The organism is Vibrio sp. 1F169 (genome assembly GCF_041439605.1).
In the GTDB taxonomy this organism is placed as follows: Bacteria; Pseudomonadota; Gammaproteobacteria; order Enterobacterales; family Vibrionaceae; genus Vibrio; species Vibrio tasmaniensis_A.
Map to the genome: position 1 here is coordinate 1 of NZ_JBGOOI010000057.1, position 24550 is coordinate 24550.

At 40.6% G+C, this 24550-nt stretch carries 17 protein-coding genes and 3 pseudogenes; 17 read left to right on the top strand and 3 right to left on the bottom strand.

The window, feature by feature from the left end:
• The first annotated feature begins 719 nt into the window (after positions 1-719).
• From leuA to ACED53_RS17765, 7 genes are read left to right on the top strand one after another with little or no spacing between them, the layout of a single operon-like run.
• A complete protein-coding gene (gene leuA / locus ACED53_RS17735) occupies positions 720-2411 on the top strand; it encodes a 2-isopropylmalate synthase (protein WP_048666152.1) in 1692 nt (563 codons plus the stop codon).
• A gap of 39 nt (positions 2412-2450) precedes the next feature.
• Positions 2451-2801 carry a cupin gene (locus ACED53_RS17740; protein ID WP_048666151.1) on the top strand — a complete coding sequence of 117 codons (351 nt, stop codon included), beginning with the start codon at positions 2451-2453 and terminating at the stop codon, positions 2799-2801.
• 38 nt (positions 2802-2839) lie between these two features.
• A complete protein-coding gene (locus tag ACED53_RS17745) occupies positions 2840-3757 on the top strand; it encodes a diiron oxygenase (RefSeq protein WP_102579735.1) in 918 nt (305 codons plus the stop codon).
• A gap of 14 nt (positions 3758-3771) precedes the next feature.
• A complete protein-coding gene (locus tag ACED53_RS17750; RefSeq protein WP_102258138.1) occupies positions 3772-7218 on the top strand; it encodes an amino acid adenylation domain-containing protein in 3447 nt (1148 codons plus the stop codon).
• Between the two features lie 59 nt (positions 7219-7277).
• The gene (locus tag ACED53_RS17755) at positions 7278-7760 is read left to right on the top strand and encodes an SRPBCC family protein (RefSeq protein ID WP_080968033.1); all 483 of its coding nucleotides are present in this window, start codon (positions 7278-7280) and stop codon (positions 7758-7760) included.
• A gap of 56 nt (positions 7761-7816) precedes the next feature.
• On the top strand, positions 7817-8305 hold the full coding sequence (locus ACED53_RS17760; RefSeq protein ID WP_048666148.1) for an SRPBCC family protein: 489 nt from the start codon (positions 7817-7819) through the stop codon (positions 8303-8305).
• On the top strand, positions 8302-8736 hold the full coding sequence (locus ACED53_RS17765) for a 2Fe-2S iron-sulfur cluster binding domain-containing protein (RefSeq protein ID WP_057620393.1): 435 nt from the start codon (positions 8302-8304) through the stop codon (positions 8734-8736). Before ACED53_RS17760 ends, ACED53_RS17765 begins: the two co-directional genes overlap by 4 nt.
• Here ACED53_RS17765 and ACED53_RS17770 read toward each other — a convergent pair.
• Complete coding sequence (locus tag ACED53_RS17770; protein WP_080968032.1) at positions 8688-9500, bottom strand: helix-turn-helix transcriptional regulator; 813 nt, start codon at positions 9498-9500, stop codon at positions 8688-8690. The genes ACED53_RS17765 and ACED53_RS17770 overlap by 49 nt on opposite strands.
• A gap of 100 nt (positions 9501-9600) precedes the next feature.
• Here ACED53_RS17770 and ACED53_RS17775 point away from each other — a divergent pair, with 100 nt between their 5' ends.
• Positions 9601-10320, top strand: a complete 720-nt coding sequence (locus ACED53_RS17775; protein WP_048666147.1) for a 4'-phosphopantetheinyl transferase — start codon at positions 9601-9603, stop codon at positions 10318-10320.
• 567 nt (positions 10321-10887) lie between these two features.
• On the opposite strand, the pseudogene ACED53_RS17780 reads toward ACED53_RS17775, so the two are convergent.
• Positions 10888-11113 (bottom strand): annotated as a pseudogene (locus tag ACED53_RS17780) (ISL3 family transposase); the annotation flags it as partial.
• 826 nt (positions 11114-11939) lie between these two features.
• On the opposite strand from ACED53_RS17780, the gene ACED53_RS17785 reads away from it, so the two are divergent.
• The 8 genes from ACED53_RS17785 (at position 11940) to ACED53_RS17820 (ending at position 23335) form a co-directional block, all read left to right on the top strand.
• Complete coding sequence (locus ACED53_RS17785; RefSeq protein WP_235447580.1) at positions 11940-13073, top strand: site-specific integrase; 1134 nt, start codon at positions 11940-11942, stop codon at positions 13071-13073.
• The gene (locus tag ACED53_RS17790; RefSeq protein ID WP_017103897.1) at positions 13070-14365 is read left to right on the top strand and encodes a site-specific integrase; all 1296 of its coding nucleotides are present in this window, start codon (positions 13070-13072) and stop codon (positions 14363-14365) included. Before ACED53_RS17785 ends, ACED53_RS17790 begins: the two co-directional genes overlap by 4 nt.
• A 355-nt stretch (positions 14366-14720) precedes the next feature.
• Positions 14721-15485 (top strand): hypothetical protein, encoded by a 765-nt coding sequence (locus ACED53_RS17795; protein WP_017102646.1) that lies wholly within the window; start codon positions 14721-14723, stop codon positions 15483-15485.
• 312 nt (positions 15486-15797) lie between these two features.
• The gene (locus ACED53_RS17800) at positions 15798-15977 is read left to right on the top strand and encodes a hypothetical protein (RefSeq protein ID WP_017093966.1); all 180 of its coding nucleotides are present in this window, start codon (positions 15798-15800) and stop codon (positions 15975-15977) included.
• A gap of 457 nt (positions 15978-16434) precedes the next feature.
• Positions 16435-19113 (top strand): class I SAM-dependent DNA methyltransferase, encoded by a 2679-nt coding sequence (locus ACED53_RS17805; protein WP_371715275.1) that lies wholly within the window; start codon positions 16435-16437, stop codon positions 19111-19113.
• Positions 19114-19141: 28 nt separating this feature from the next.
• Complete coding sequence (locus ACED53_RS17810; protein WP_371715276.1) at positions 19142-21166, top strand: DEAD/DEAH box helicase; 2025 nt, start codon at positions 19142-19144, stop codon at positions 21164-21166.
• A 4-nt stretch (positions 21167-21170) separates the two neighbouring features.
• Positions 21171-22424 carry a GIY-YIG nuclease family protein gene (locus tag ACED53_RS17815; protein ID WP_371715277.1) on the top strand — a complete coding sequence of 418 codons (1254 nt, stop codon included), beginning with the start codon at positions 21171-21173 and terminating at the stop codon, positions 22422-22424.
• A 416-nt stretch (positions 22425-22840) separates the two neighbouring features.
• Complete coding sequence (locus ACED53_RS17820; protein WP_241816736.1) at positions 22841-23335, top strand: NUDIX hydrolase; 495 nt, start codon at positions 22841-22843, stop codon at positions 23333-23335.
• A 324-nt stretch (positions 23336-23659) separates the two neighbouring features.
• Here the strand turns inward: ACED53_RS17820 and ACED53_RS17825 are convergent.
• Positions 23660-23987 (bottom strand): annotated as a pseudogene (locus tag ACED53_RS17825) (group II intron reverse transcriptase/maturase); the annotation flags it as partial.
• 159 nt (positions 23988-24146) lie between these two features.
• Between ACED53_RS17825 and ACED53_RS17830 the strand changes: the two are divergent.
• A pseudogene (locus ACED53_RS17830) lies at positions 24147-24550 on the top strand (hypothetical protein); the annotation flags it as partial.

The following is a 24550-nucleotide window of genomic DNA, read 5'->3' on the forward strand; positions in this document are numbered from 1 at the left end:
GAAATACGCGAAACGGGGTTGTTCTATCTTTAAATTTAATTACGCAACAAAGCCGTTTATTAGTTAAAACTACTGAAACCCAAAATCGCCGAACGTTAACTGTCTCATTAAGCAATTTGTTAGCGGCTGATTCTGGGATATTAGACCAGCCAACCCATACGTGAGCCTTGGGTTGAAAATATCGTCATTATACATGTTAGTTGGCTTGAGTTTGAATTTTACCGTCGAAGGTTCATCTGGATCCTATGCTTGACTGTTCTATATAAACTAAGAAAGGTAGCTAACTCTTGCTTGGGTATAGTTATTTTAAATAATTTATCTATTAATAATTTAAGGTATTACCTCCTGTCTGAGAATATTTTTACTGACAGGGAGCATGGCTAGCTCCAACAATTAAGGTTAAATCAATGCGATAAGTGGGTATAAAAGGAATTTCGATAATGGCCAAGAAAAATATTTTAATGGTTACCATCTAAAGCATAACCCTCTATTAACGCAAAGATTAGGATAACGCAAAGATTAGGATGGTTAGCTATTGGATTATATTGTTTAGCGACTGCTGTGTCATCCGTTTGGGTTAACTATTCATTCTCGACTTTTAATTCAGAGGCATTAATATTTTTTACTGTATTGGTTGCTCAGCTTTCATTCTTTACATTAGCGAAAGAAAATTCAGTTCTCAACTTTAAAATGAAATGAACTAACGCGAGGTAGCAAACATGATTTCTGAACCATCTCAAAAATATACACCAGCATCTATTGTATCTAATCCGGAACGAGTATGGCCTAGCAAGCGACTTGAATCAGCACCTCGTTGGTGCTCAACCGACCTACGGGATGGAAATCAGGCCCTAGCTAACCCTATGGATCACGATAGAAAACTTATGTATTTCGACCATCTTGTGCAATGTGGTTTCAAAGAAATCGAAGTCGCGTTTCCTTCTGCGTCAGATGCTGAGTTTCAATTCGTCCGTAAGCTAATAGAAAAGGACCACATACCTGATGATGTTTGGGTTCAAGTAATTACTCAGGCACGTCCGGATCTGATTCGAATGACGATGGATTCTTTGAGAGGAGCAAAACAGGCAATTGTTCATGTCTACAATGCCACCGCTCCCGTATTTAGGGATGTGGTTTTTCGAAATTCAAAAGAAAAAACCATTCATCTTGCTTTAGACGCTGTTGAATTGATTAAGCAGTTATGTGAGGAACAACCGGAAACTACATGGTGTTTGGAATACTCTCCGGAAACCTTTTGCTTTACAGAGCTTGAATTTGCCTTAGAGATCTGTGAAGCAGTAAAAGACTTATGGTGCCCTAATGAATCCAGACAATTAATACTAAACCTACCGACTACGGTTGAAGTCAACACTCCGAACGTGTTTGCCGACCAGATCGAACTATTCATTAGAAATTTTAGCGATCTCAATAATGTAACTATCAGTATCCACCCACACAATGACCGCGGTACTGGCGTTGCTACTGCTGAACTTGGTGTTCTTGGTGGCGCTCAGAGAATTGAAGGCTGTTTGTTCGGCAATGGTGAAAGAACAGGGAATGTTGATTTAGTAACACTGGCCATGAACCTATATAGCCAAGGTGTTAACCCAAACATTAAGTTTGAAAATATCAAGAAAACCGTGGAAGTAGCTGAATATTGTAATCGAATTCCGGTACATCCTAGGCACCCATATGCGGGTGAGTTGGTCTTTACGGCATTTTCAGGTTCACATCAGGATGCCATTAAAAAAGGGTTTGCAAAGCGGTTTGAAACGGGGCAAGTCACTTGGGATGTCCCATATCTACCAATTGATCCCATTGATATTGGTTGTGCTTATGAAGAGGTAATTCGGGTAAATAACCAATCAGGTAAAAGTGGTGCAGCTTGGCTCATAGAGCAGAACCACGGATTGAGGCTTCCTAGGTTACTACAAATCGACTTCAGCGAAAAGGTTAAATCATTTACTAACCACTCAGGTTGCGAAATGAACCTGAATGAAATTTGGCGGCTATTCCGAGAGTCATATGGCGTTTTAGATAAACCAGATCTTCAACTGATAGATTATGAAAGCAAGTCTGAATCGGGTGAGCTATGCATCAGTTCAACTTTAAATCACAAGGGGCGCAGAGTTGATGTTGAAGGGCTTGGTTCTGGAATCATGAGTGCTTTGGTTAATGGCATAAAACAAGCCTTCGATATCGATATAAATATCAAAGATTATTCTGAGCATACGCTGGGGCTTAGTACTGAAAGTAGAGCCGTCACTTACGTTGAGATCCAATCCAATTTACAGCTGAGTTACTTTGGCGTCTCAATTAATAGTGACTCATTAAAAGCTCTTCTGCAGGCTACTCTAAATGCGGTTTCTTCATTTTTGGATCAGGACGAATCCTTTAATCGGCTCGACTAAGCAAGGCCTTCTTTTTAATACACACTGAGTTTGGAAATTATGGAAAAAATCTTAAATATCCCTTCAGAGAATTGGACTAGCCCAACTAGTTTTGACCCTGGCATCGAACAGATCATTATCGAAGACACCCTAGATACTGAAAAGAAAACTGGGATAAGAACTCGCTTTGTTCGCTTTAACCCTGATGCTGGGACCAAGGAAGTATTTCTTCATGATTACCATGAAGAGGTATATCTGGTTTCGGGTGACCAAATTCTTCTCGATAAAGACACCTTAGAATTAAAGCATAAATACACAGCAGGTGAATACTTTATAAGACCAGCAGGTACTCATCATGGACCGTTCAAAAGCTACGACGGGTGTGTCCTTCTAGAAATTCACTATTACTAAACAAATAAACTAACAAGGCAGTTGAAAGGGAACATAAAATGGCTTATCAATCACACGCAAATTCATGGGAACAACGAGCGACAATCCGGACAAGACCAAGACGCATTATTGAGGATGATGAACTTTCATTTTACCCAAAGGAAAGACAGCCATTGTGCTTTGATCCGGTAATTGAGAAGTTGGGTTTAGAGGTACAAAATACGATTTTGCTTCAAAGCCTATACAAATATATCAATGATATTGTAATTTTTGAGACTGAAATTGTTAACAAAACGGCACTAGATATTGCTAAAGGTCGTTTTCCTTTTGAGTTTTCATTCGAGGCTAGATATGACGCAATGTCAGTTGTTATTGATGAAGACTACCACGCATTTGTTGCAATGGATTTCCAGAATCAGATGGAACAACAAACTGGTTCAAAGCCCTTTCAGGTATTTAATGAAATTGAGCTTAGTCGAGCAATCCCGAAAGCAATCGCCTCATTAGATGACGCTAACCATAAAGCCGGCGTTGAACTGATTGCTGTGGCCATCTCTGAGAACACTGTAACTTCTGACGTTGCTGCTTTTGCTAGTGACGACAGTGTTAAGCGCTCAATTAAGGGTCTTATGGCAGATCATCTTGCAGACGAAGGTCGCCACTCAAAGTTTTGGACAGAGCTAGTCAAGATTTACTGGGCCGAGATTGATGAATCATCTCGATTGGCTATTGGGTCTGCATTGCCAAAATTTCTTGAAGAATATCTTACAAATGATATCCAGAAAGAATTTGATACAGCGTTGATCAACCAACTATCCCTTCCAGGTGTCGTTAAAGCTAAAGTACTTGAAAACCTTGTTGGTGGGTACCCTATTACTGGACAGCACCCTATGGTTGCAAATATCCGCCGATTCCTAATTGCGTCAGGCATTTTTGAGCACGCACCGACCCGAAATCTTCTTGCCCAATATTCATAGATCATGGAAAGACAATGAAACTTTATTCTATTGCACTTGATAGCAAGTGTCCTTGCTCGCATGAACTAGCCAATCTTATTTACGAGCTTGGTCATAATATTATTTCATCAAAACCCGACGAAACTGTTTCTGAAACTGAAGACTCAATGAAGGTCGATTTCACTCTTAAGCGTTACCATCCTGATGACATCGATTTAGGTTCAAGGTCGTCAGTGTATATTAGCGTGGCTCATGAGAGTGATAATGAACAATACATTGTTTCTACATTAGCACCATTTGACGGGCAGTTGGTGCTAATTACTAAGTCAGTCATAAAGAACGGATTCACACATAATGGGGCAGATATTCACAAAGAAATTTGTACAGTTGTAGAACAGTGTGTTTCTTTGACGCTCACACGCTTGTCACAAGGTTTAACCAAAGATAACACAATTCCTAGTGATGAATTAGTGCACTATTCAGAGGTTGACCTTCATGAATTAAAATTTTGGCACAAGTCTAATGAGACGATCGAGAACGGAAAGTATTATCAAGGTTTATACGAAGCTTATGAAAATACGGTTATGTTGTTCCCCCAAAAGGCAGCGGTCAAATTTGGTGATACCTCGATCTCTTACAAAGAGCTGGAAGGTAAGGTTGAAAGATATGCGTCAAATATTCAAAATCTCCTGTATTCAGGTAGTTGTGCAGAACAACAAGTCATAGCAATCGCATTACCAAAGTCCATCGAATTATATGCAACGATTCTGGCAGTGTTAAAACTAAATGCTTGTTATGTGCCCATCGACCCCGAGTACCCAGAAGACCGAATTAAGAACATATTGAAAGGCTCTAAACCTCAATTATTAATTGGAGCGTTAAATTTTGAGACAGAAACGCGAGCTACTTCAATAGATGCCCTAGAGCAAAATATTGATATCGGAACAACAGCGACGTCGTTTAAATACGAAGAAAACACAAGTCAAAATGCTGTGATGATCTATACGTCAGGTTCAACGGGTGTTCCAAAAGGCGTGCAACTCACTCATCAGAATGTGGCTCATTTCTGTCACTGGTATATCACAGAAACGAATCTATCATATGATTCTCGTTGTCTTCAGTTCACAACAGTTTCCTTCGACGCATCTCTATTAGATATCTTCCCTACATTTACAACTGGGGGGACACTTATTGTACCTTCATCAGAGCAGCGACATGACTTCGAACAACTAAACAATTTAATCTTAGAAGAGTCAGTCACACACTGTTTCATACCACCAGCAATGTTATCGGCAATGCCGCAGTGTTCATGGCCATCTATGGAATACATCATCACCGGTGGCGATGTCTGTGACAGTGCAGCGATCGATCATTGGTCCGGACAGTCAAATTTGGTCAATATATATGGGCCTACTGAATGTACTGTGCTGGCTACCTTTAAACGACTAGATCAAGGCTGCAATAACAAAGTCATTGGACAGCCAATCAATAATACTCAGGTTTACCTGATTAATGAAAAAGGCGATCCTTGCCAGACTCTGGAGCAAGGTGAGCTGTATATAGCAGGGAAAGGAGTTGGGCCTGGGTATGTACGAGATATTATTCAAACTAATGAACGATTTGCCCCGATTGAATCGAACTCAAAAGCAGGCAAAACGTATCGCACGGGTGATATTTGCTTTTGGGACAATAATGGTGAAATTAACTTTATTGGTCGTCGGGACAATCAGCTTAAAATTCGAGGATTTCGAGTTGAGCTTGGTGAGATAGAAAACACGATTCTTCGATTAGACCTTTACACTGGGTGTGTAGTTATAGCCGACGATAAAAAACAGATCAGAGCTTTTGTTAAAGGTCCGAAATCTAATGTTTCTACCGACCAATTACGTGTTGAGTTGGGCGAATGCTTACCAGATTATATGATGCCAGTATTAATCAAAGAGCTCCAAGAATTTCCTTACACGGTCAACGGTAAAGTTGACCGTAAAAAACTTGCAGAATTCAAAGTGCGTTCGGTTGGTACCACCAAAGATGAAGTTTGGACTAAATTACAAACGGAATTGAGAGAAATATGGGCTGAATCACTCGACGTTGACCCTGAGGACTTATCTCTGAATTCATCGTTTTTTGATATGGGAGGTCATTCATTACTTGTATCAAAAATGCTCCTCACGGTAAGGAATACCTACGAAGGAAGCTTTACATTAGCTCGCTTCATGGAAAAACCAACGATCGAAGCACTAAGCAAACTTTTAACGTCGGACCACCTCACGAAAGGGGCGCAGATTTCAGACCGAATATATGCAGATTTGGTACTGGATCAAAAAATCGCCCCCTTTACTGAAGAGAATCTTAACGCATTTAATCCCCGTGCAGTTTTATTAACAGGGGCTACAGGATTTTTAGGTGTTCATATTTTGGAGCAATTGGTTCAAAAGACTGATGCGATTATCTATTGCCACATCCGAGCAAGCTCTCAAGAATATGCACTCAAGAAACTGGCTGAAAATTATAGAAAATTCGGGGTCAATGACTTTAATCAGAACCCTCGAATCAAAGTGGTATGTGGTGATCTAGCTGCCCCGCAGCTAGGTCTAACTGACAGCGACTACCAAATGCTATGCGGAAATGTTGATGTCATTTATCACAACGGTGCGCAAGTGAATCATATCTATGATTACACTTATCTTTACAATGCTAATGTTCGCTCGACCATCGATCTACTACGTATGGCTTGCACTGGTCAGCAGAAGCAAGTGGTCTATGTCTCAACATTAAGTGCTGCAAGTAATCTAAATGAACAAGGACACATTGTGGAAGAGGGGCCAGCAGGGCAGCTACCGGCTTTCGTAAACAATGGATATAACCTCACCAAATGGGTTTCTGAACAATTGGTTTGGCAAGCTTATGAACGAGGCGTCCCAATAACACTTGTTCGACCAGGGAACATTACTGGGCATTCTCAAACTGGCCATTGTTTCCCTGACCAGAATCGAATTTTGTTGCTATTAAAGGGGGCTGCACAAATGGGGGTCGCCCCAAATTGGGATTTACAGTTCGATCTGTGCCCCGTCGACTTTATCGCCCAAGGTCTTGTGGAAGGTTCATTAGATAAAGTTAAACATACACCTGTTCTTCACTTTCATAACCCGAAACCACTAACTTGGAAACAATATGTGGGTCGGCTAAATCATCATGGGATACCAATTAAATTTATATCGGATGATCAGTGGAGAAGCATGCTGCTAACACTAGATGAATCAAATGCTTTATATCAAGTAGTGTCATTTTATCTCGATGAAAATTCAGAGGATATTGGTGACATCTCAAATATAGATTATAAAAAAACCTTAAACCGTTTAAATCAATCTGGATTGGATTATCCGGAAAAAGACAACAAGTTGATTGACGCCAATTTAGGGTATCTCATTTCAAGCGGATTTATTGCAGAAACTGTAAACATCAAATCAGTAACTTCATAAACCCAAGTAACCTGTAATTTTCAGATATTTTTCAGTTTTAATACCTTAAGGATATATAGATGAATTATTCAGAAAAACGCTCAACACTAATTAATGTTCCAAATACAAAGACCATTAGTACCCCCGTTACTATTAAAGCATCGGCTGCTGAGGTTTGGTCAATTGTGGGAGATTTCTCAGGCTTCCATAAATTTGTTGATGGATTAGAACGAATTGAAATGACTGGCGAAGGGGCACGTTCCGTTCGTAAAAAGTTATTTGAAGATGGGCATGTCGTTATAGAGCAGCTCAATCACCGTGATGAACAAAGTATGCTAATGGACTGGAGCTTGATTTACACAAATATGGATATTGGAAATCTATGGTCATCAATGCGTGTTAATCAGATCGATAATGACCACTGTGAAGCTATCTGGGATATTGCCGGTGAACCTTACAATAACGAAACCAACCAAACTGATTTTGAATCGTTTGTCGAAGGCTTTGCCCGAAGCTGTTTGAATAACGTTAAAGAAATCGCTGAATCCACGAAAGCAGCATAACAAAAGCCAAAAATAAAAACCAGATGGGTTCTATACCCGTCTGGTAGGGAGAAAACATGGAAAATACTATATGTCATCGACACTTCTATCCTGCCATTCCTCAAACAAAAACCTTAAGAATGGAAAAGAAGATTGAGGCTCCAGCCGGTGTTGTCTGGAGTGTTGTAGGAAACTTTTCAAGATTTGACCGATTCACTGATGGGCTAAATAAATGCCAGATGATAGGTGAAGGATTAGGTCAGGTTAGGGTTAAGACATTCGATTCGGGTGATTATGTTGTTGACCAAATCTCGTTTAGAGATAACTCCAACATGAAAATGCACTTCAATATAATTTCCACTTCTCTGAACCTCAGAAACCTTTGGGAGCTCATGAGAGTTGAAGAGCTTACTGATTCGTGTTGCAAGGTAGTGTGGGAAATGGCAGGAGAGCCAAAAACAGGGGCTCAACAGGAACTGGAAGTATTTTTATCGGACTTTGCTAATGCTGCGTTAGCTAATGTCGAAAGCATTTGCAGTGAAAGGTTAAATGAGGTCAGTTCATGAGCACTTTATGGTTTTTAGCTGCCATTGGGGTGCCTTGTATTTGGGGTATCTATGTTGCTGATATGACCAGTAACCTTCTAGCTCTGAAAGTTGAGCCGAGTGACATTGCCACAGAGCATTTTTCACTTATGAGTCAAACTCCTTTGGCACAGGAAACCCAAATTAAAGTTCATCTAGATAATGAAGTGCTTTGTGATAAAGCAAATGGCGAAAAATCAATACTGGAGTTGGCCGAAGATGCTGGTGCTTACATCAACTCAGTATGTAGGAATGGTTTATGCGGCGCATGTGTGGTTAGGGTGGAAGGGAATACTCGAGGAGGATGTACCGACGTATTAGAAACGCATAGTATCGAGAAAGGGATAAGGCTCGCTTGTTGCACTTATCCAATTGATGATTGTTCTGTGTTCAGTGATACGTCACTTTCTTGAACCAGACTTGGGAAGGCAACGAATGAGTTTGGTGAAATGCTAGTACGCTTCTTAAACATTGTGCTGAAAGCACTGTGGCTATCGTAACCAACTGCTACTGCTGCATCCGTAACAGAATAGCCACTAGCCAGTAACTCCATACTTTTAAGTATCCTAAAATGTCTGAGCCATTCTCCAAAGCTCAAACCAGTCTCTAAGTGGAATTTACGGGAAATAGTTCGTGCCGACACATTCAGTGAGAGCGCAACATCGGCTAGTTCCCAGGGGCGCTCTAAATGAGCGGTCACACGTTTACAGAAAGATTTAAGTTCTTTCGATGAAGGCATGGGTACATTAAAGTCTGTGAGGTGAATTAAGCGCAACTCATCAAGAATAAGTTCGTTGATACGTTCTTCGCGTGAACCTGTTGTAAGATTATCAGAGAAATCAGAAGCTGCATTAATCAGCTCTCTAAGCAGCGGGTTAACTTGAAATATACCTAACTCATTACCAAGATCAGCACGTGCTAAGGGATCTATGAAAAGAGTTCGTACTTCAACTCGGCCTACCGCGACTAAGCTGTGAGGTACCCCTGCTGGAATCAGCAGGCCCCGAGATGGAGGAATGACCCAACAATTATCTTTGGCATAGACTCGAATTGCCCCTTCCAGTATGTGTAAAACCTGAATAACCTGATGGTCATGAACAGGCTCTTTAATACCGTTTTGGTAGGTGTACTTAATAGCCCGAATTGGTTTTTTGGGTCTGTCAGTTTGGTAAAACATACTTAATTCAATCAGAAAATAAAATTCATCTTAAAAAAGGGTTATTGATACGCAAGATGTTTTATATTCACTTTTGCTATAACTAAATCAAAGTGATGGAATGTTCAAATCTATGAAATGCACGCCCATATTTCCATTTATTACTGCTGTCGAAACGTTAGAATTCGATGGCATTCCTATTGTTTGTCTTAAATGTCATTTTGACCCTATCTATTATTCGGATACCTTAGCAGTAAAACTGTTAGGGAGGGACTTATACAAGAAAATATCAGGCTCAGTACATAATAGAAAGGCAGAATTTTTGGCTGGTAGGGGACTGGCCATTTCAATATTAAAGCAGCTCGAACATACGAATACGATAGTTGGTATTGGTAATCAAAGAGCACCTGTATGGCCTGAAAGTGTAAAAGGGTCCATAAGCCATGCCGACCAAGTAGCAGTTTGCGCTATTTGTAGAGACAGTTTGTATAAACGAATAGGCATTGATATCGAATCGCTGAATGCTGAAGTTTCGGAAAGCTTGAAACAATCAATTATAAGCCCGCCCGAAATAAATCTATTAAATAAATGTGGTTTTGTTAAGTCAACTGCATTCTCTTTAGCTTTCTCGGCCAAAGAGAGCCTATTTAAAGCCATCTTTCCTGAAGTTAATTACTATTTTGATTTTGATTCAGCAACTCTTACCTATATAAATACAAATGAAAAAACACTTAAAATATCTTTAAATGTAGATTTAAATGAAACCTTTAAAAAAGGGAAGGAATTTTATGGGAAATATATTTTTACGGGAGGATATATTCTTACATTGATAGTTGATTGATTACTATTTTAGTGAAATGAGTTTTTACGATAGCGCTAGTTATGTCACCAAAAGTCTAGTTTTTCGAGGATAATGCACAATACGTTCTAGTGTTATCCAGTAGGTTTTTAGCGTTAGTCCGGCGATCTTCTGTTAAATGGCTCTGCGAATAATATTACTGGTTTGATAAAAAAACTTATTATAAAAACTTTAGTAGAGCTTATTTAGCGAAAAGACGGGTACACTTATGCATGATTAAAATGAGGCTACAAAGCGAGAATAAGCTAATGTTTCTACCGGGCTTCTGCTGTTTCTGGCTTCGGTGGCTTAGCTATGGGTCCTTTCAATATTGATTAAATTGGGAACAGCTTAATCAAAGTAAATTAATGCTGGTTTTCATTTATCCCTGATTTCAGATAATAACTGCGACACTCATGGAAAGGCGTAGAAGAGGAAGCCAACTGCGAAAGTGGTACGCTCTTCTCGCCAAAGAAACAAGCAGTACTACCATGAATTTTCTGCTTTGCCGTCTTTGACTGAGAGTTATCTTCGACCAGAGTTTACAATACCTAAATGGCTCTTCTCCGCTTAGATGAGCTTGATTTCTGGGTAAATGGTAGAGTGAGTTTCTAGGATTGAGGTTTGTCTAATCTTCAATTTAAAGTAATCAGTATCCCTGACTCCTCGGGCTAAGGCCTATCGATACATTCCCAGCTTCCACTTGGGCATTCGTCAGCTTATATTTTGCATAATTGCAGCTCCCAACTCTTCTCTCCCAGAGCGCGTCTGCAAAGTTGATGAGAGATAAGATCTGAACCAGATTAAAGAGACAGTCGATTTTGCCATCCATGAAATTGTCCTTCATCTCGTTGATTCAGGTAATCTTTTCTACGTACCTAAGTCTTGTTTTTCCTTGGATAACGCCTTACCGCCCAACGCCATGACAACCAGAATAGTTAATGACTTACAATGACTATAGTAATTTGCCAACCTTTAAGCTTCGTCCTCATGAGAAAGTTGATTTGATACTAATTATGTTTACTTTAGGGACTGCTGCTCCTTTTCTCTTCAGTGAAAATAGTTTTATTTGTCTTTCCATGACGAATTCCATTATTGTTTTGTTACTGATTGCCAGAGTAAGTAGATAGTTACGTATTCCTAATTTATATTTGTTAAGGGTTTATAATGAAAATCATAATTAGATACTGTTCACGAAATGCCTCCAGTATATAATGGATATTTGATTGATTGATTGATTTGATTGATTTGATGCGATGGTGCGTTCTAAAATTTTTTCATTTCTAGCCTGTATTTTTGGGGTGAAAGTGCCCCTGTATAAGAGTAACTTGGCGTTAATGTAAAAACAGTGTGGTCAAATCTACACCCCAACCCCTTCCAATAGGGGCGTTTTTCATCGATAATTTAGCCTCTTAGCGAAAACAAAGACTAATTGGAAAGCGCCCCCAAGATGCCCCTGTATTTTCAATTCTTCACCACACACCACGTCATAATCTGGCGATTATGGATGGTTGTCTGTAGTAAGTGTCTGATAGGTAAGCGATGTGTAGTTTGTGTCTTTCATTGGTATGGCATGCTTTCACGAAATTTCGTGATTCTATGTCCCTATATGAAGGTACTAAATGATGAAAAAAATCTTACTCACACAACGCTTTGTTGAGCGCATCCTTTCTAACCATCTGGTTCAAGAGTTTTACGATACAAAAGTCCCTGAGTTGTATTTAAGAGTTTATCCGTCAGGAGGTAAGCGATTTTATATTCGCTTTCAGCATGAAGGGTTAAGGGTTCACCGCAAGCTTGGTAAAGCAACCGACCTATCATTACGAGAGGTGCGAAAGCAAGTGGTGAATGAAGTTCACCAGACTCGTTATCTGGCAGATATAAAAGAGCTGCCACCAATAACGATTCGGGTCTTCGCTGAGGAATTTTTTAAGCGTTATCCTCGCCACTGGAAACCAAGAACGACGGTAAAGAATAAGAGCGCCTTTCGTTTACATATCGCGCCTATTTTAGGCGATAAACAGGTTCACTCCATAGAGCGAAGAGACATTGAAGGGTGGTTTGCTCAGTTAAATCACGTGAAAGGCTCAGCGAATCAAGCGTTAGTGTTGATGTCTGTCATGATGCAGCAGTGTGAAGCGTGGGGATATCGACATAGAAACACTAACCCTTGTCGTCACTTTAAGCGTTATAAAGCGGGAGAGGTCGAACGCTACCTCAGTCCGGAAGAGTTGCGTAGCCTATGGCATGTACTCGAAACGTTAGAAGCCGATAACCCAATTCTCGTGATGATTATACGATTATTGATATATACAGGGTGCCGTTCTTCGGAAGTGAGAACGTTGCAATGGAAAGATTACAGGGGAGGGCATTGGCATTTATCAGACAGTAAAACAGGTGCAAAAACGGTGTATCTTTGCTCACCGGTTAGGGCGTATCTAAAAGAGTGGCGAACAGAGAGTGATTATATTTTTCCTGCACGATGCCATACCAAACCGATATCTGAAGTGGCCTTGAGTTCGTTCTGGCGTAAAGTGCGCCGTTTAGCCGAGTTAGCCGGTGTGCGCCTACATGATTTACGCCACACGTACGCCAGTATTGCAATTCAATCCAACATTAATCTGACGGTGCTTAGTCGCTTACTGGGTCACGCGGATGTAGAAACGACGCTGAAATATGCCCACTTAAGCAGTCTGGATGCTTGTAAAGCGGCCTCTCATATATCAGCGACTTTGGCTAAGGGGATGCGCTCATGAGCTATATCAGACTCACTCAGAAAAAGATTAAGGATTTATTGCCCCAACCCAAAACTTATGTTGTTTGGGATACAAAGCAATATGGGTTTGGGGTGCGAGTAGGCAAAGACGCTTCCCGTTTTTATGTCATGAAGACAGGCGGTGGCAATAAGATTATAGCGCCTGTCGATAGCCTATCTCTTCGTCAGGCTCGTCAAAAAACGTTAAGCCTGATGCAGGGTAATGATAAGAGTAGGGCAATCGGGGCGATGCGTTTTGATGCATTGGTACAGGGTGAATGGTTACAAAAAGTGTGCTCAACATGGAAAACCAGCTCACAGGGAGGGGCAAGAGGGGCATTAAATAAACACTTATTACCAGAGTTTGGGCATTACCCCGTCACTCGTATTGATTCGTGTCATGTGCAGCGTTGGTTTGATGAGTTAAGCCAAGACTATGCTGGAGCGGCTAATCGCACTCTTGATGTGCTGCGTTCCATTTTTAAATATGCCGAGAGACAAGGGTATTGCTTGAAAAATCCTTGCGATGGTATCAAGCAGAACCGAAAAAAGAAGTTGAATCGCTTTTTAAGTCTGGATGAATTATCGCGACTTGAAGGGGCTTTACGAACGGTTAGTCAGCAGGGAGAAATTGAGGCGTGTTGCTGTCAGGTCATAAAGCTGGTGCTTTTGACGGGGTGTCGGATTTCAGAGGTGACGGGATTGCAATGGTCCTTTATCAAAGGAGATGAATGGCATTTGCCAGACAGTAAAACGGGGGCGAAAGTGGTTTATGTGGGTAAAGATGCTCGAAAACTCCTTTCGGAAATAGGGAAACAGTTTTTTGACTCTAATGGTAATGATGTTTTTTCACCTCTTCGCTGTTATGTGAGTCGGCCTACTAAGGTTGGGATGGTATGGCAAAGAGTACGGGTGTTAGCCGATATTGCAGATGTACGTATTCATGACTTACGTCATACTTTTGCCAGTTATGCGGTGCTGGAAGGTTATCCGCTCCCGATGGTCGCTAAGCTCCTTGGTCATAAACGTATCTCTTCAACACTTCGTTATATGCATGTCAGTGAGCACCATGTGACAGAGGCAGTAGATACTCTGGGGGCGGTAATAACGGGAATATTAGTCGAGCCTAAAGAAGTACAGCCCAGAAAACGAAAACGTACCACAAAGGCATTGAAGGCAGACAAACCTAACCCCGAACCAAAGGCAATAAAAGGGAAATTCAACATCTTGCCAGAATTAACGGATGAGCAGATAAGTGATATTAGAGCTGAGTTGGATTTTTTGAGTTGGTAGTTATTTTGAATCACTATAAAGCCACTTTTTGGGAGTGGCGCCTTAGTGCCACTACGCCTTAGTGCCACTACACGCCTTAGTGCCACTACTCTAAAACGTTTATGCCCCTTTGTTTTTTAGAGTAAAAGCTCGATCACATGCCGTTAATGCGAATTTTCCCTACTAAAAGTTATTTGAATGCAGAAAATCAAGAAGTAATGCATCACGTGGAAATCTGACTTATTATCTTTTTCACTAAGCTATTGAATTTATGTTGAACCCTTAAAAGAAAGACCACATCATATATCCATGAAGTACGGCTAATCACCGTATGAAAGCGTTCTGTGCCCCGAGTAAGTTAGGAGCTATTTCTCAAATGAGCATTCAGTTAAAGCTGATTCAACTTCGAAAGAAAATTAGAGTAAATAAGAAGAAAGTAATTGATGCAATCATTGCCGATCACTCAGCAGAAATGTGCATAATTTGTGGTTCTCAAGAGAAGTTGACTAGAGAGCATGTGATTCCTCAATGGGTCTATAACCGTTGTACGAAACGAACGTTCAAAACAACAACTAACGACATTTCTCAGACTTACAATAAAACGACGTTACCAGCGTGCAAAGATTGCAACTCGAATCTCCTCGGTTACTTAGAGAGGCATTTGAAGCATGAATTTGAAAAATTCGATGTTAGTAACCAAGAGTTCTCTCAAGAGACCTTAGAGTTAATCATTCTATGGTTAGAAACTTTAGAGTACAAATTTCAAGTGCTTGACCTTCGAAGAAACTTAAACAAGGTAAAAGGTGCGGACTACATTCCTTTTATTGGCAAAATGCCAATAGCAATGTTTCAAGGTTCTATGGAGACAAGTCCCTCAAAGGTTTTCTCTAACCTTCGTTCTGCATTACAAGTATTGAGTATGAAATCAAAGGTGGACAGGCTTAACTCTCTTTGTGTTATCCATACCACGAATAATGACTTCCATTTCTTCCACTCTACGAATAATTTTATCTTCATTGAACTAGCTGAATTTGGTGTCGCATTTTTCTACTTTTACAAACGAACGTTTGAGGACTATGACGTCGCTGCTGAGTCTGCAATGGCAATAGTCCAAGAAAACTATGCAGGGATAGGTACATAACAACATTTAAAAGTAACTCGGCTCGCGTGGCATTTTTGTTATGCGTCCGTTTGGGTGATTAAGGTGGTATGCAGTAGCATCGGTATTGCGTGCCTCATACCTTTATTGGGCATTAGCTTACTAGTTCATCTTGTTGACTATAATCGAGTTTTATATAGAATTATCGACCAGTGGATTTAGGCAGAGGTTTGGAGTTCAATTCTCCACTTCAGCACTCTGGACATAATAACCGGACTCACGTTTGTAATTATCACACTAAATTACATCAATAATTTGTTAGTTTCACATCCAGCAAATAAACGAGGAGGTTTTATGGAAAGATTCGTTCAAAACGTAAAGTATTTCGCTTCAGCAGTAGTAAATGGGGTGAGTGCGGTTTGTTCTGGTGTTGTCGCAACTGGTGTAACTTCAGGGTTGAACCTAGAGAGCGTAAGCTCTCTGGGCTTCTTCCTAAATCCACTTCCTACCACTGAATTAAACGCCTTCTGTTAATTCCGTAAGCATACAAATTGTTCAATATTGATTCGCAACACGTGGTATTTTTACTATGTGCCAGGCATGGTCTTTAAGGTGCTTTGCGGAGACGTCTGTATTGAGCTGCTCACATTACCTTAACAGAGCTGGTTTTCAATACGTGAGTTAATTGATCTGTAACTTCTAGATTTAGTAAGCTCTAAATTGTCACAGACGTTTCAGCGGGGCTCGTAACACGTCTTTGCCCCATTATCAGTTTCAGATGAACAACCATTTCCTCACTTAGCCAGCATTTTTCCTAAATCAAACGTTTTGATCAAATTCGCTTTTATGCACAATTGATGCATATTCCCCCTCATCTTTTAAATTTTAAATCACCCTTTAAATCAAAGTATTGTATGCAAATCAATGAGCATTTTGGTTTTCAAGGGTATAATCCAACACATTATTAAAGTCCCCTTACGAAGGAAATACCATGGCCGTTAATCAAGCCAAGATCTTTGAACAGCTTGAGCAACTCGTTGAAGCTCCAGATCCTAGTGAATTCATTTATGGATTCCTTACCGCATTCAATTTCCCTAAGGCCACGATTACTCAAATTCGCCAAAGCGGAAACCGTAATGTCGCTAAGGTTGAAGGTCATGTTGGACTGAAAAATAAACTGTATTACTTCCCAGTTAATGAAGGTCAGGATATCGATGTGGCTCTAGATGAAGCCATCGCTGATCCAATGATCGCTAAGAATAAAATTCGTTATATCCTAACTACCGACTTTGAAAGATTTTTAGCGTGGGATACTGCCACTAGTGAACGCTTAGACATCGACTTCGAGGTTCTACACCGAAACTACTCCTTCTTCTTACCACTGGTTGGTCTTGAAAAAGCGATCTTGAATAGTGAAAAACCAGCGGATGTAAAAGCGGCGGTGAAAATGGGTAAGCTGTTCGACCTTATTCGCATTCACAATGACCTCAATACACCAGAAGATATCCATGCTTTAAACGTCTTTCTTACCCGTTTACTGTTTTGTTTGTTTGCTGAGGATACGGGGATATTTCCTAAAAAGGGTCAATTCACCTCTGCTGTGAAAGGTACGACATCTAAAGAAGGCAGTGACTTAGATGAGTTCCTGCATGACTTATTCTTGGTTCTAAACTCTCCTGCTAATAGTGAACTACGTGGTCGTCTACCAGAACATCTAACGGATTTCCCATATGTTAACGGAGGGCTTTTTGAAAGTGATGAGCCAATCCCTGAACTAGGGAAAAAAGGGCGTCGTATTCTTATTGAATGTGGAGATGAAGATTGGAGTGCAATTAACCCAGACATCTTCGGTAGTATGTTCCAAGCGGTTATTGATGTAGAACAGCGTGCTCGGTTAGGACAACATTACACCTCTTACAGCAATATCATGAAGGTGATTCAACCTCTGTTTCTTGACCCATTACGATCAGAGCTTGAAAAGCAGCATAACAGTGTGAACGGACTTAAGCGATTACTCGTTCGACTAGGGGAAATTAAAGTATTTGACCCTGCTTGTGGTTCGGGCAACTTCCTTATCATCGCTTACAAAGAGTTACGCCTTCTTGAAATTGAAGTTATTCAAGCTCTGATGAAAATTGATCAAGGCTTCTTTATCAGCAACATTCATTTGGATCAGTTTTACGGCATTGAGATCGATGATTTTGCTTGTGAGATAGCCCGCCTTTCTTTGTGGTTGGCGGAACATCAAATCAACAAGCAGTGGGAAGAGCACATTGGTCCAGCTAAACCAGCATTACCTCTCAGTGCGACAGGCAAAATTGTAAGCGGTAATAGTTTGCGCGTTAATTGGGAAGATGTTTGTCCAAGAGAGAAATTTGATGAAGTCTATATAATAGGCAACCCGCCATTCTTGGGGCATGCTGGCCGCTCTCAACAACAACGTCAAGATATGCAAGATGCTCTCACAACATTCAAGGCAGTAGGTAGTTTAGATTTTGTTACTTGCTGGTTTTGGAAAGGGGCGAAGTACATAAAAAATACAAATGCAGAACTTGCACTTGTGGCAACAAATTCAATTTGCCAAGGTGAACAAGTCGATCTGTTATGGCCGAAGATTTTTGATCAAGGTTTAAAGATCCATTTTGCTTATAAACCATTCACTTGGGCAAATAATGCTAAAGATAAAGCAGCGGTTCATGTTGTGATTGTTGGCTTATCTTCTACCGCTAAACACAGTAAAATTTATCAGCTGATGGGTGATGAATGGCACCATATGAAAGTTAATAACGTGAGCCCTTATCTTGTTGAAGGTAGCAATATTACTGTCGGTTCATTTAAAAAGTCTATTTCAGCTGAAGCGCCAAAGTTAATGTTTGGGAACATGCCAGCTGATGGAGGGAATCTACTTCTAGATACGGCTGAGAAAGAGGACTTAATCAACCGAGAACCAAGTGCTCAAAAATGGATAAAAAAAGTCTACGGCGCAAGTGAGTTTATCAATTCTAGAGAGCGGTGGTGCCTATGGTTGCAGAATTGTACAAGCCAAGAATTGAACGGAATGCCATTGGTTCTGCAAAGAGTGAAGTCTGTTCAGGCCTTTAGAGAAAATAGCTCTAGAGCAGGCACTAAAAAAGGTGCAGAAACCCCACACCTATTTAATGAGATCCGTCACCCTAAGAAGGGTAGTTATATATTGATTCCAAGGCACTCTTCAGAGAGAAGAACTTATGTGCCAATTGGTTTCTTAGACAATGCCATCATATCAACGGATGCAAATATGATGATTCCCGGTGCGGCCTTATTTGAGTTCGGTATTTTAACGTCATTACTACATAATGATTGGATGAGGTTAGTTGGGGGGAGAATCAAAAGTGATTATAGGTACTCGGCTTCTTTGGTTTACAATTCTTTTCCTTGGCCAGAGGTTACGGTGAAACAACGCGAAACAATAGTTCACTTGGCCGAAAATGTACTATTTGTACGTGAGGACTTCCCTGGAAAGACTCTTGCTGAACTTTATAATCCAGACACTATGCCATCTGAACTATTACAAGCCCATCAGGATTTAGATCTTGCCGTAGATAAGCTTTATAGAGCAAAACCATTTAAAGACACTTCGGAGCGCTTAAGCTTTCTCTTAGCACGTTATGAAGAGATGACTACAAACTAATCAAACTCAGTTGGTAAAGGTTTTAATAATGAAAAATAACATCTTACAGGTTAGCTATAACCAAACGGGTCAAAGTGCCTCTCACAATGATATGGGTATGCGAGAGATGCAGGCTCGTGCATTTGCTGAGCGTGCTAATCAATACTTGCTGATCAAAGCTCCGCCAGCGTCAGGTAAGTCAAGGGCACTAATGTTCTTGGGGTTGGATAAGCTAATTAATCAAGGCATCCGTAAAGTGATTGTTGCTGTACCTGAAATGTCTATAGGCGGCTCTTTCAAAGACACTGACCTAATGAAGTTCGGCTTCTTCGCTAACTGGACCGTTAAGCCTGAAAACAACTTATGTATCAGTGGTAGTGAAAGCGGCAAAGCGAATGCTTTCAAGCGCTTCATGGAAAGTGACGACCAAACATTAGTTTGTACTCATTCAACGCTTAGGAGTGTCTTCGGTAAGCTATCTGCCAGTGATTTTGATAACTGCCTTGTTGCTATCGATGAGTTTCACCACGTTTCAGCTGATGAAAATAGCCGTTTGGGAGGATTAATCGATGATTTAATGAAGCAATCATCAGCACATGTTCTTGCTATGACAGGCTCGTACTTTAGAGGTGACACGGTTCCTATCTTGCTTCCTGAAGATGAAGCATTGTTTACCAAGGTAACATACACCTATTACGAACAGCTTAATGGCTACAAGCACTTAAAGACCTTAGGTATTGGGTATCATTTTTATCAAGGCACCTATATCAATGCTTTGCCATCGGTATTAGACCCAACTAAGAAGACCATTGTTCATATCCCCAATGTGAACTCTGGTGAATCTACCAAAGATAAATACACAGAGGTTGACTCAATTCTTGAGGTGCTTGGTGATGTCATCATGCAAAATCCTGATACTGGTATTTATCAAGTGAGATGTAAACATTCTGGCAGAACACTACTGGTTGCCAACTTAGTTGATGATAGTGATATGCGCCCTAAAGTTCAGGCTTACCTGCGTGATATTGAATCCGCTGAACAGATGGACGTCATTATCGCGTTAGGTATGGCAAAAGAAGGTTTTGATTGGCCTTATTGTGAACATGTACTGACTATCGGTTATCGTAGTTCAATGACGGAAATTGTTCAGATCATCGGTCGAGCGACTCGTGACAGCGAGGGGAAAAGTCATGCTCAGTTTACAAACCTTATTGCACAACCTGATGCACAGGATGATGACGTTAAGGTATCTGTAAACAATATGCTTAAAGCTATCACGACATCGCTTTTAATGGAGCAAATATTAGCTCCAAGCATTCAGTTCAAACCTCGCTCTCAATGGGACGGAAAAGATCTGCCTGCTAACACTGTCATTGTTGATGACACTACGACACCTGTTTCACAAAAGGTGCTAGATATTCTTAATGGCGATAAAGGCGAGATCTTATCGGCTCTTGTTGCTAAAGAGTCGGTGATTAAGGGAGCAATTGCGGAAACGACGCCTGCTGAAGTTATCAATGAGATTGAACTTCCATCAGTCATTCAAACCTTGTACCCAGATCTTGAAGAGCATGAGATAGAGCAAGTTAGAACGGGGGTTTTACAAAGTCTTTATATCGGACAGCAAGGTGGTTTAATCGACGGTAAAGATCTTCCAGACAATGCTGTAATTGAAGAGGGTGGTAGCTCATATATCAAAGGGAATGAACCCTCAGGTAGTAGTGAGTCAGGGCCGAATAATCAGTTCATAAAGATGGGTGATAAATTCATCAACATTGAAGACTTGAACATTGACCTGATTGATTCTGTGAACCCTTTTCATGGAGCCTATGAGATCTTATCTAAGTCAGTGGATGCTGATGTTCTTAAGACTATCCAACAAACTGTTCGAGCGAGCCAAGCGAATGTCTCTGAGGAAGAAGCGGTTATGCTTTGGCCTCGAATCAAGGCATTCAGAGTCGAACACCAACGTGAGCCTTCATTGAATTCTTCCGACCCTATAGAGCAGCGCTATGCTGAAGTCCTTGCCTACATTCGAAAAATGAAGCAACAACGAATGGCAAAGCAGGAGTAATTGAATGATCCGATTACGTGCTTCTAAAGCGGTCGAAAAGATCGATTTGGATGATATCTTTTCAGAAGAGGATGACTTGGGACTGCTTGATGTTGCCCCTCTGAAGGTTAAAGCTCCAGCTGGAAATATATTAGCGAGCCAGTTTGAAGAAATTTCCGACTTCTACGAACAGAACAGTCGTCTACCAAGTAGTGATGCTCAAACATTTGATGAGAAACGTCTAGCTCGTCGTCTAAAGGCATTTAAAGCTAATTCCGAACAATGTGAAGCATTATCTGAATATGATTCTTATAGCTTGTTAAAGAGCGATTTAGTGACGCAAACTAATGTGCCTAATGATGCTATCAATGTATATCCTGAGTCTACCGAGCCTGAACTAGATAAAGCCGAATTGGTCACATCGCTTGATGATATCTTCGATGATGATGACGACTTATTAGAGTTTGATGCTCCAGAACTTTTCACAATGCGTCATGTGCCAGTGGAAAGAAAAGAGCAACCGGATGAGATTGCAAAACGTCAGCCTTGTGCAGACTTCCATCGCTACTCTCCAATATTCGACCTTGTCCAACAAGAGTTGAAATCTGGTTTTGCATCGTTAGAACGATTCCGTCATGAGTTAAAAATTAATGTTGGGGACACATTTATCCTCAATGGTGTGATGGGTTACGTACATTCAGCAGGAGAACGTTTAGAGGGCTACAGCTCTTATAATGCTCGACTGCACCTGATTTTTGCTAATGGAACTGAAATGAACATGTTATTTCAGTCTCTGACTCATGGCTTAGTTCGTGATGAGCAAGGCTCTAAGGTTACAAGAGAAGGTGTACCTCTTGCTCCTGACGATACCCCAGTTCCAACTGGACTTGTCTATGTGTTAGCAACAAAGAGCACAGATGCAGCTTTAGCGGAATACAAATCAAATCTATACAAGGTTGGCTTTACTGACGGTACGGTGGAAGAGCGTATCAAGTATGCAGAAAAAGATAGGACGTTCTTAGAAGCACCTGTTCGTGTAGTTATGACAACGGAGTGCTACAACATCGATGCGCACAAGCTAGAGACGCTAATTCACGGCTTTTTAGGGCATAGAAGATTGAACATAACTCTCAAAGGTCATACAGGACAGATATACAACCCGAAAGAGTGGTTTCATGTTCCGCTGAATACCGTGTTAGAGGTGATTAAATACATTCTTGATGGAACGATCTCTCTGTATCGAATGGATAATACGACAGGTAGGGTTGTTAAAAAGTAATCAAGGCCACTATCGAAGACCTTGAAAATCACTAAACAAAAATGGACTAGTGTTTGAATAAATATTCATGATTATGTGAATGATAAAACCCTAATAAATCAGCCTAATTTAGATTTTGGGCTGATTACTCTAACTGATAATTGTCCAAAATCGTCACAACCTGAATTTTAACGCACAGTATTTTCTAGCTCGAAAATGCCCCTTTATCAGCTAGAACAAGAACTCATTCATATCCTGTTAATGGCAATTTACCCTACAAAAAGTTATCCGAATTCAGTACATCTAGAAATTATGCTTCACTTAGCAGTCTAACCTCTCAATGTGGTCACTAACTTATTGATTACAAATTGAAGTGATAGGTGAAAGTCTGCATTATATGGGCGTAAAATGCGGCGCAGAGTCATATAGAAGGCGTTATGCTACAAGGAGTAAAAATGTTGAGATTTGATCAAGGTGATGCTCGATTTAACTTTCGAAGTGCTGCCGTTATTGTTCATGATAATCATGTGTTATTACATAGAGTTGTCGGAGATTCTTTTTGGGCGCTTCCCGGTGGTAGAGTTGAGTTTTTCGAAAACTCAGATGCTACATTGAATCGAGAGCTACTAGAAGAGTTAGGGGTAGAGTCGTCTGTTAAGAAGCATCTTTGGCACGTTGAAAGTTTCTTTGAACATGCAAATAAAAAGTATCATGAAATCGCTAACTATTTTTTTGTTCAACTAAGCGAACCTCATAGATTTCCATTGAACGAACCTTTTCGTGGTATTGAGTCTGGCGTCGATCTTGAGTTTAGGTGGTTTTCATTGAACGAGTTGCCAGAAGTGGATGTAAAGCCAGAGTTTTTGCGTTTAGGTTTGTTAGATTTACCTTTAGAAACAAAGTACATCAAACTAAGTGAGATAGCAGCATAACAAATAAGAATTTAACGCTGCGAAGCCAGCGCTTAATCCGATTGTTGAACAAGCCCGATGCCTCTATATAAGTAAATTGTGCGATCTAACCTACATCAACAATACTGGACTTCCTGAATTTAAGCCGTTTGCCATACTTGCAGTTATTCATTAATTGCTAATTTAGTAAAGTCGCTGACAAACTTTTGTCCAACAACGAGCTAGCTTAGATCTGTCGGGTGGACGACACTTGTTACCAAGTGCCGTCTCCCTAAGAACCCAGCGTGCAACTTTCACTGCACTAGGCTCAAGCCTCCACAAAGGCATCAAATGATACTCAGCAACTTATAAAGCAGTCGGAGCAGGTTCGTTCCAATAGTTACGAGCTAGCCTTTTGGACTTCCTTTTAGCCAAGTATTCTTGGTATTGAGGGTAAAATGGTGTCACTGCACTTCGGATTTTCACATGCCTTTCTATTGGCACTTTGGCTATTTGGAAGAGATTGAACTGGCAATCCATATCCATGATCTTCTGCCAACCGTGAAACTGCCACTGGCCTTTTCGGTTGATGAAGTATTTTAGGGCGATCCAAGTTTTAGACTTTGTTGGATGACGCCTTTTAGCCCAGTACCATCGTATGGAATAGCTTGTTACCTACATATCCGACTACCTGAAACTTGTCGTCGAAATACACGGAACGGGACGACTCTGTCTCTAAACTGAATTACGCAACAAAGCCCCTAAAAGTCATAAATTATCTTAAATGATTGTCATCCCACCGTTTATTACCCGATCTTCAGTAATCCTATTTTTAATATTAATATATAAAACCATGAATAAAATTATATCCATATATCTTTTTATCATCTTCCTGACAGGTTGTAATTCAGAACTATCAGAAGAGGTTGTAAAACCAACCTTAACGTTAGAACGAATCGATATTAGCGTATCCTCAGCAGGAACTCGGGGGACAAGTAAATTAACGCTGGCGAAAGGTAACAAACAAACTTTCATTGCAATAGGTCATTATTCTGATCACTCTTCAAAGGTGCTAACTGATTTAAGTATTTGGCGATCCAGTAACGAGAATGTTGGATATTTTGTAGAGTCGGAAAAATTAATAGGCAAAGCATTAGGAGTCCTAAAGATAACGGCCACTAAAGACAACGTCACCAGTAACACAGTGAGCGTGGAGGTCAGCGCTGCGGTCATCACCGCGATTGCGGTCACACCGCC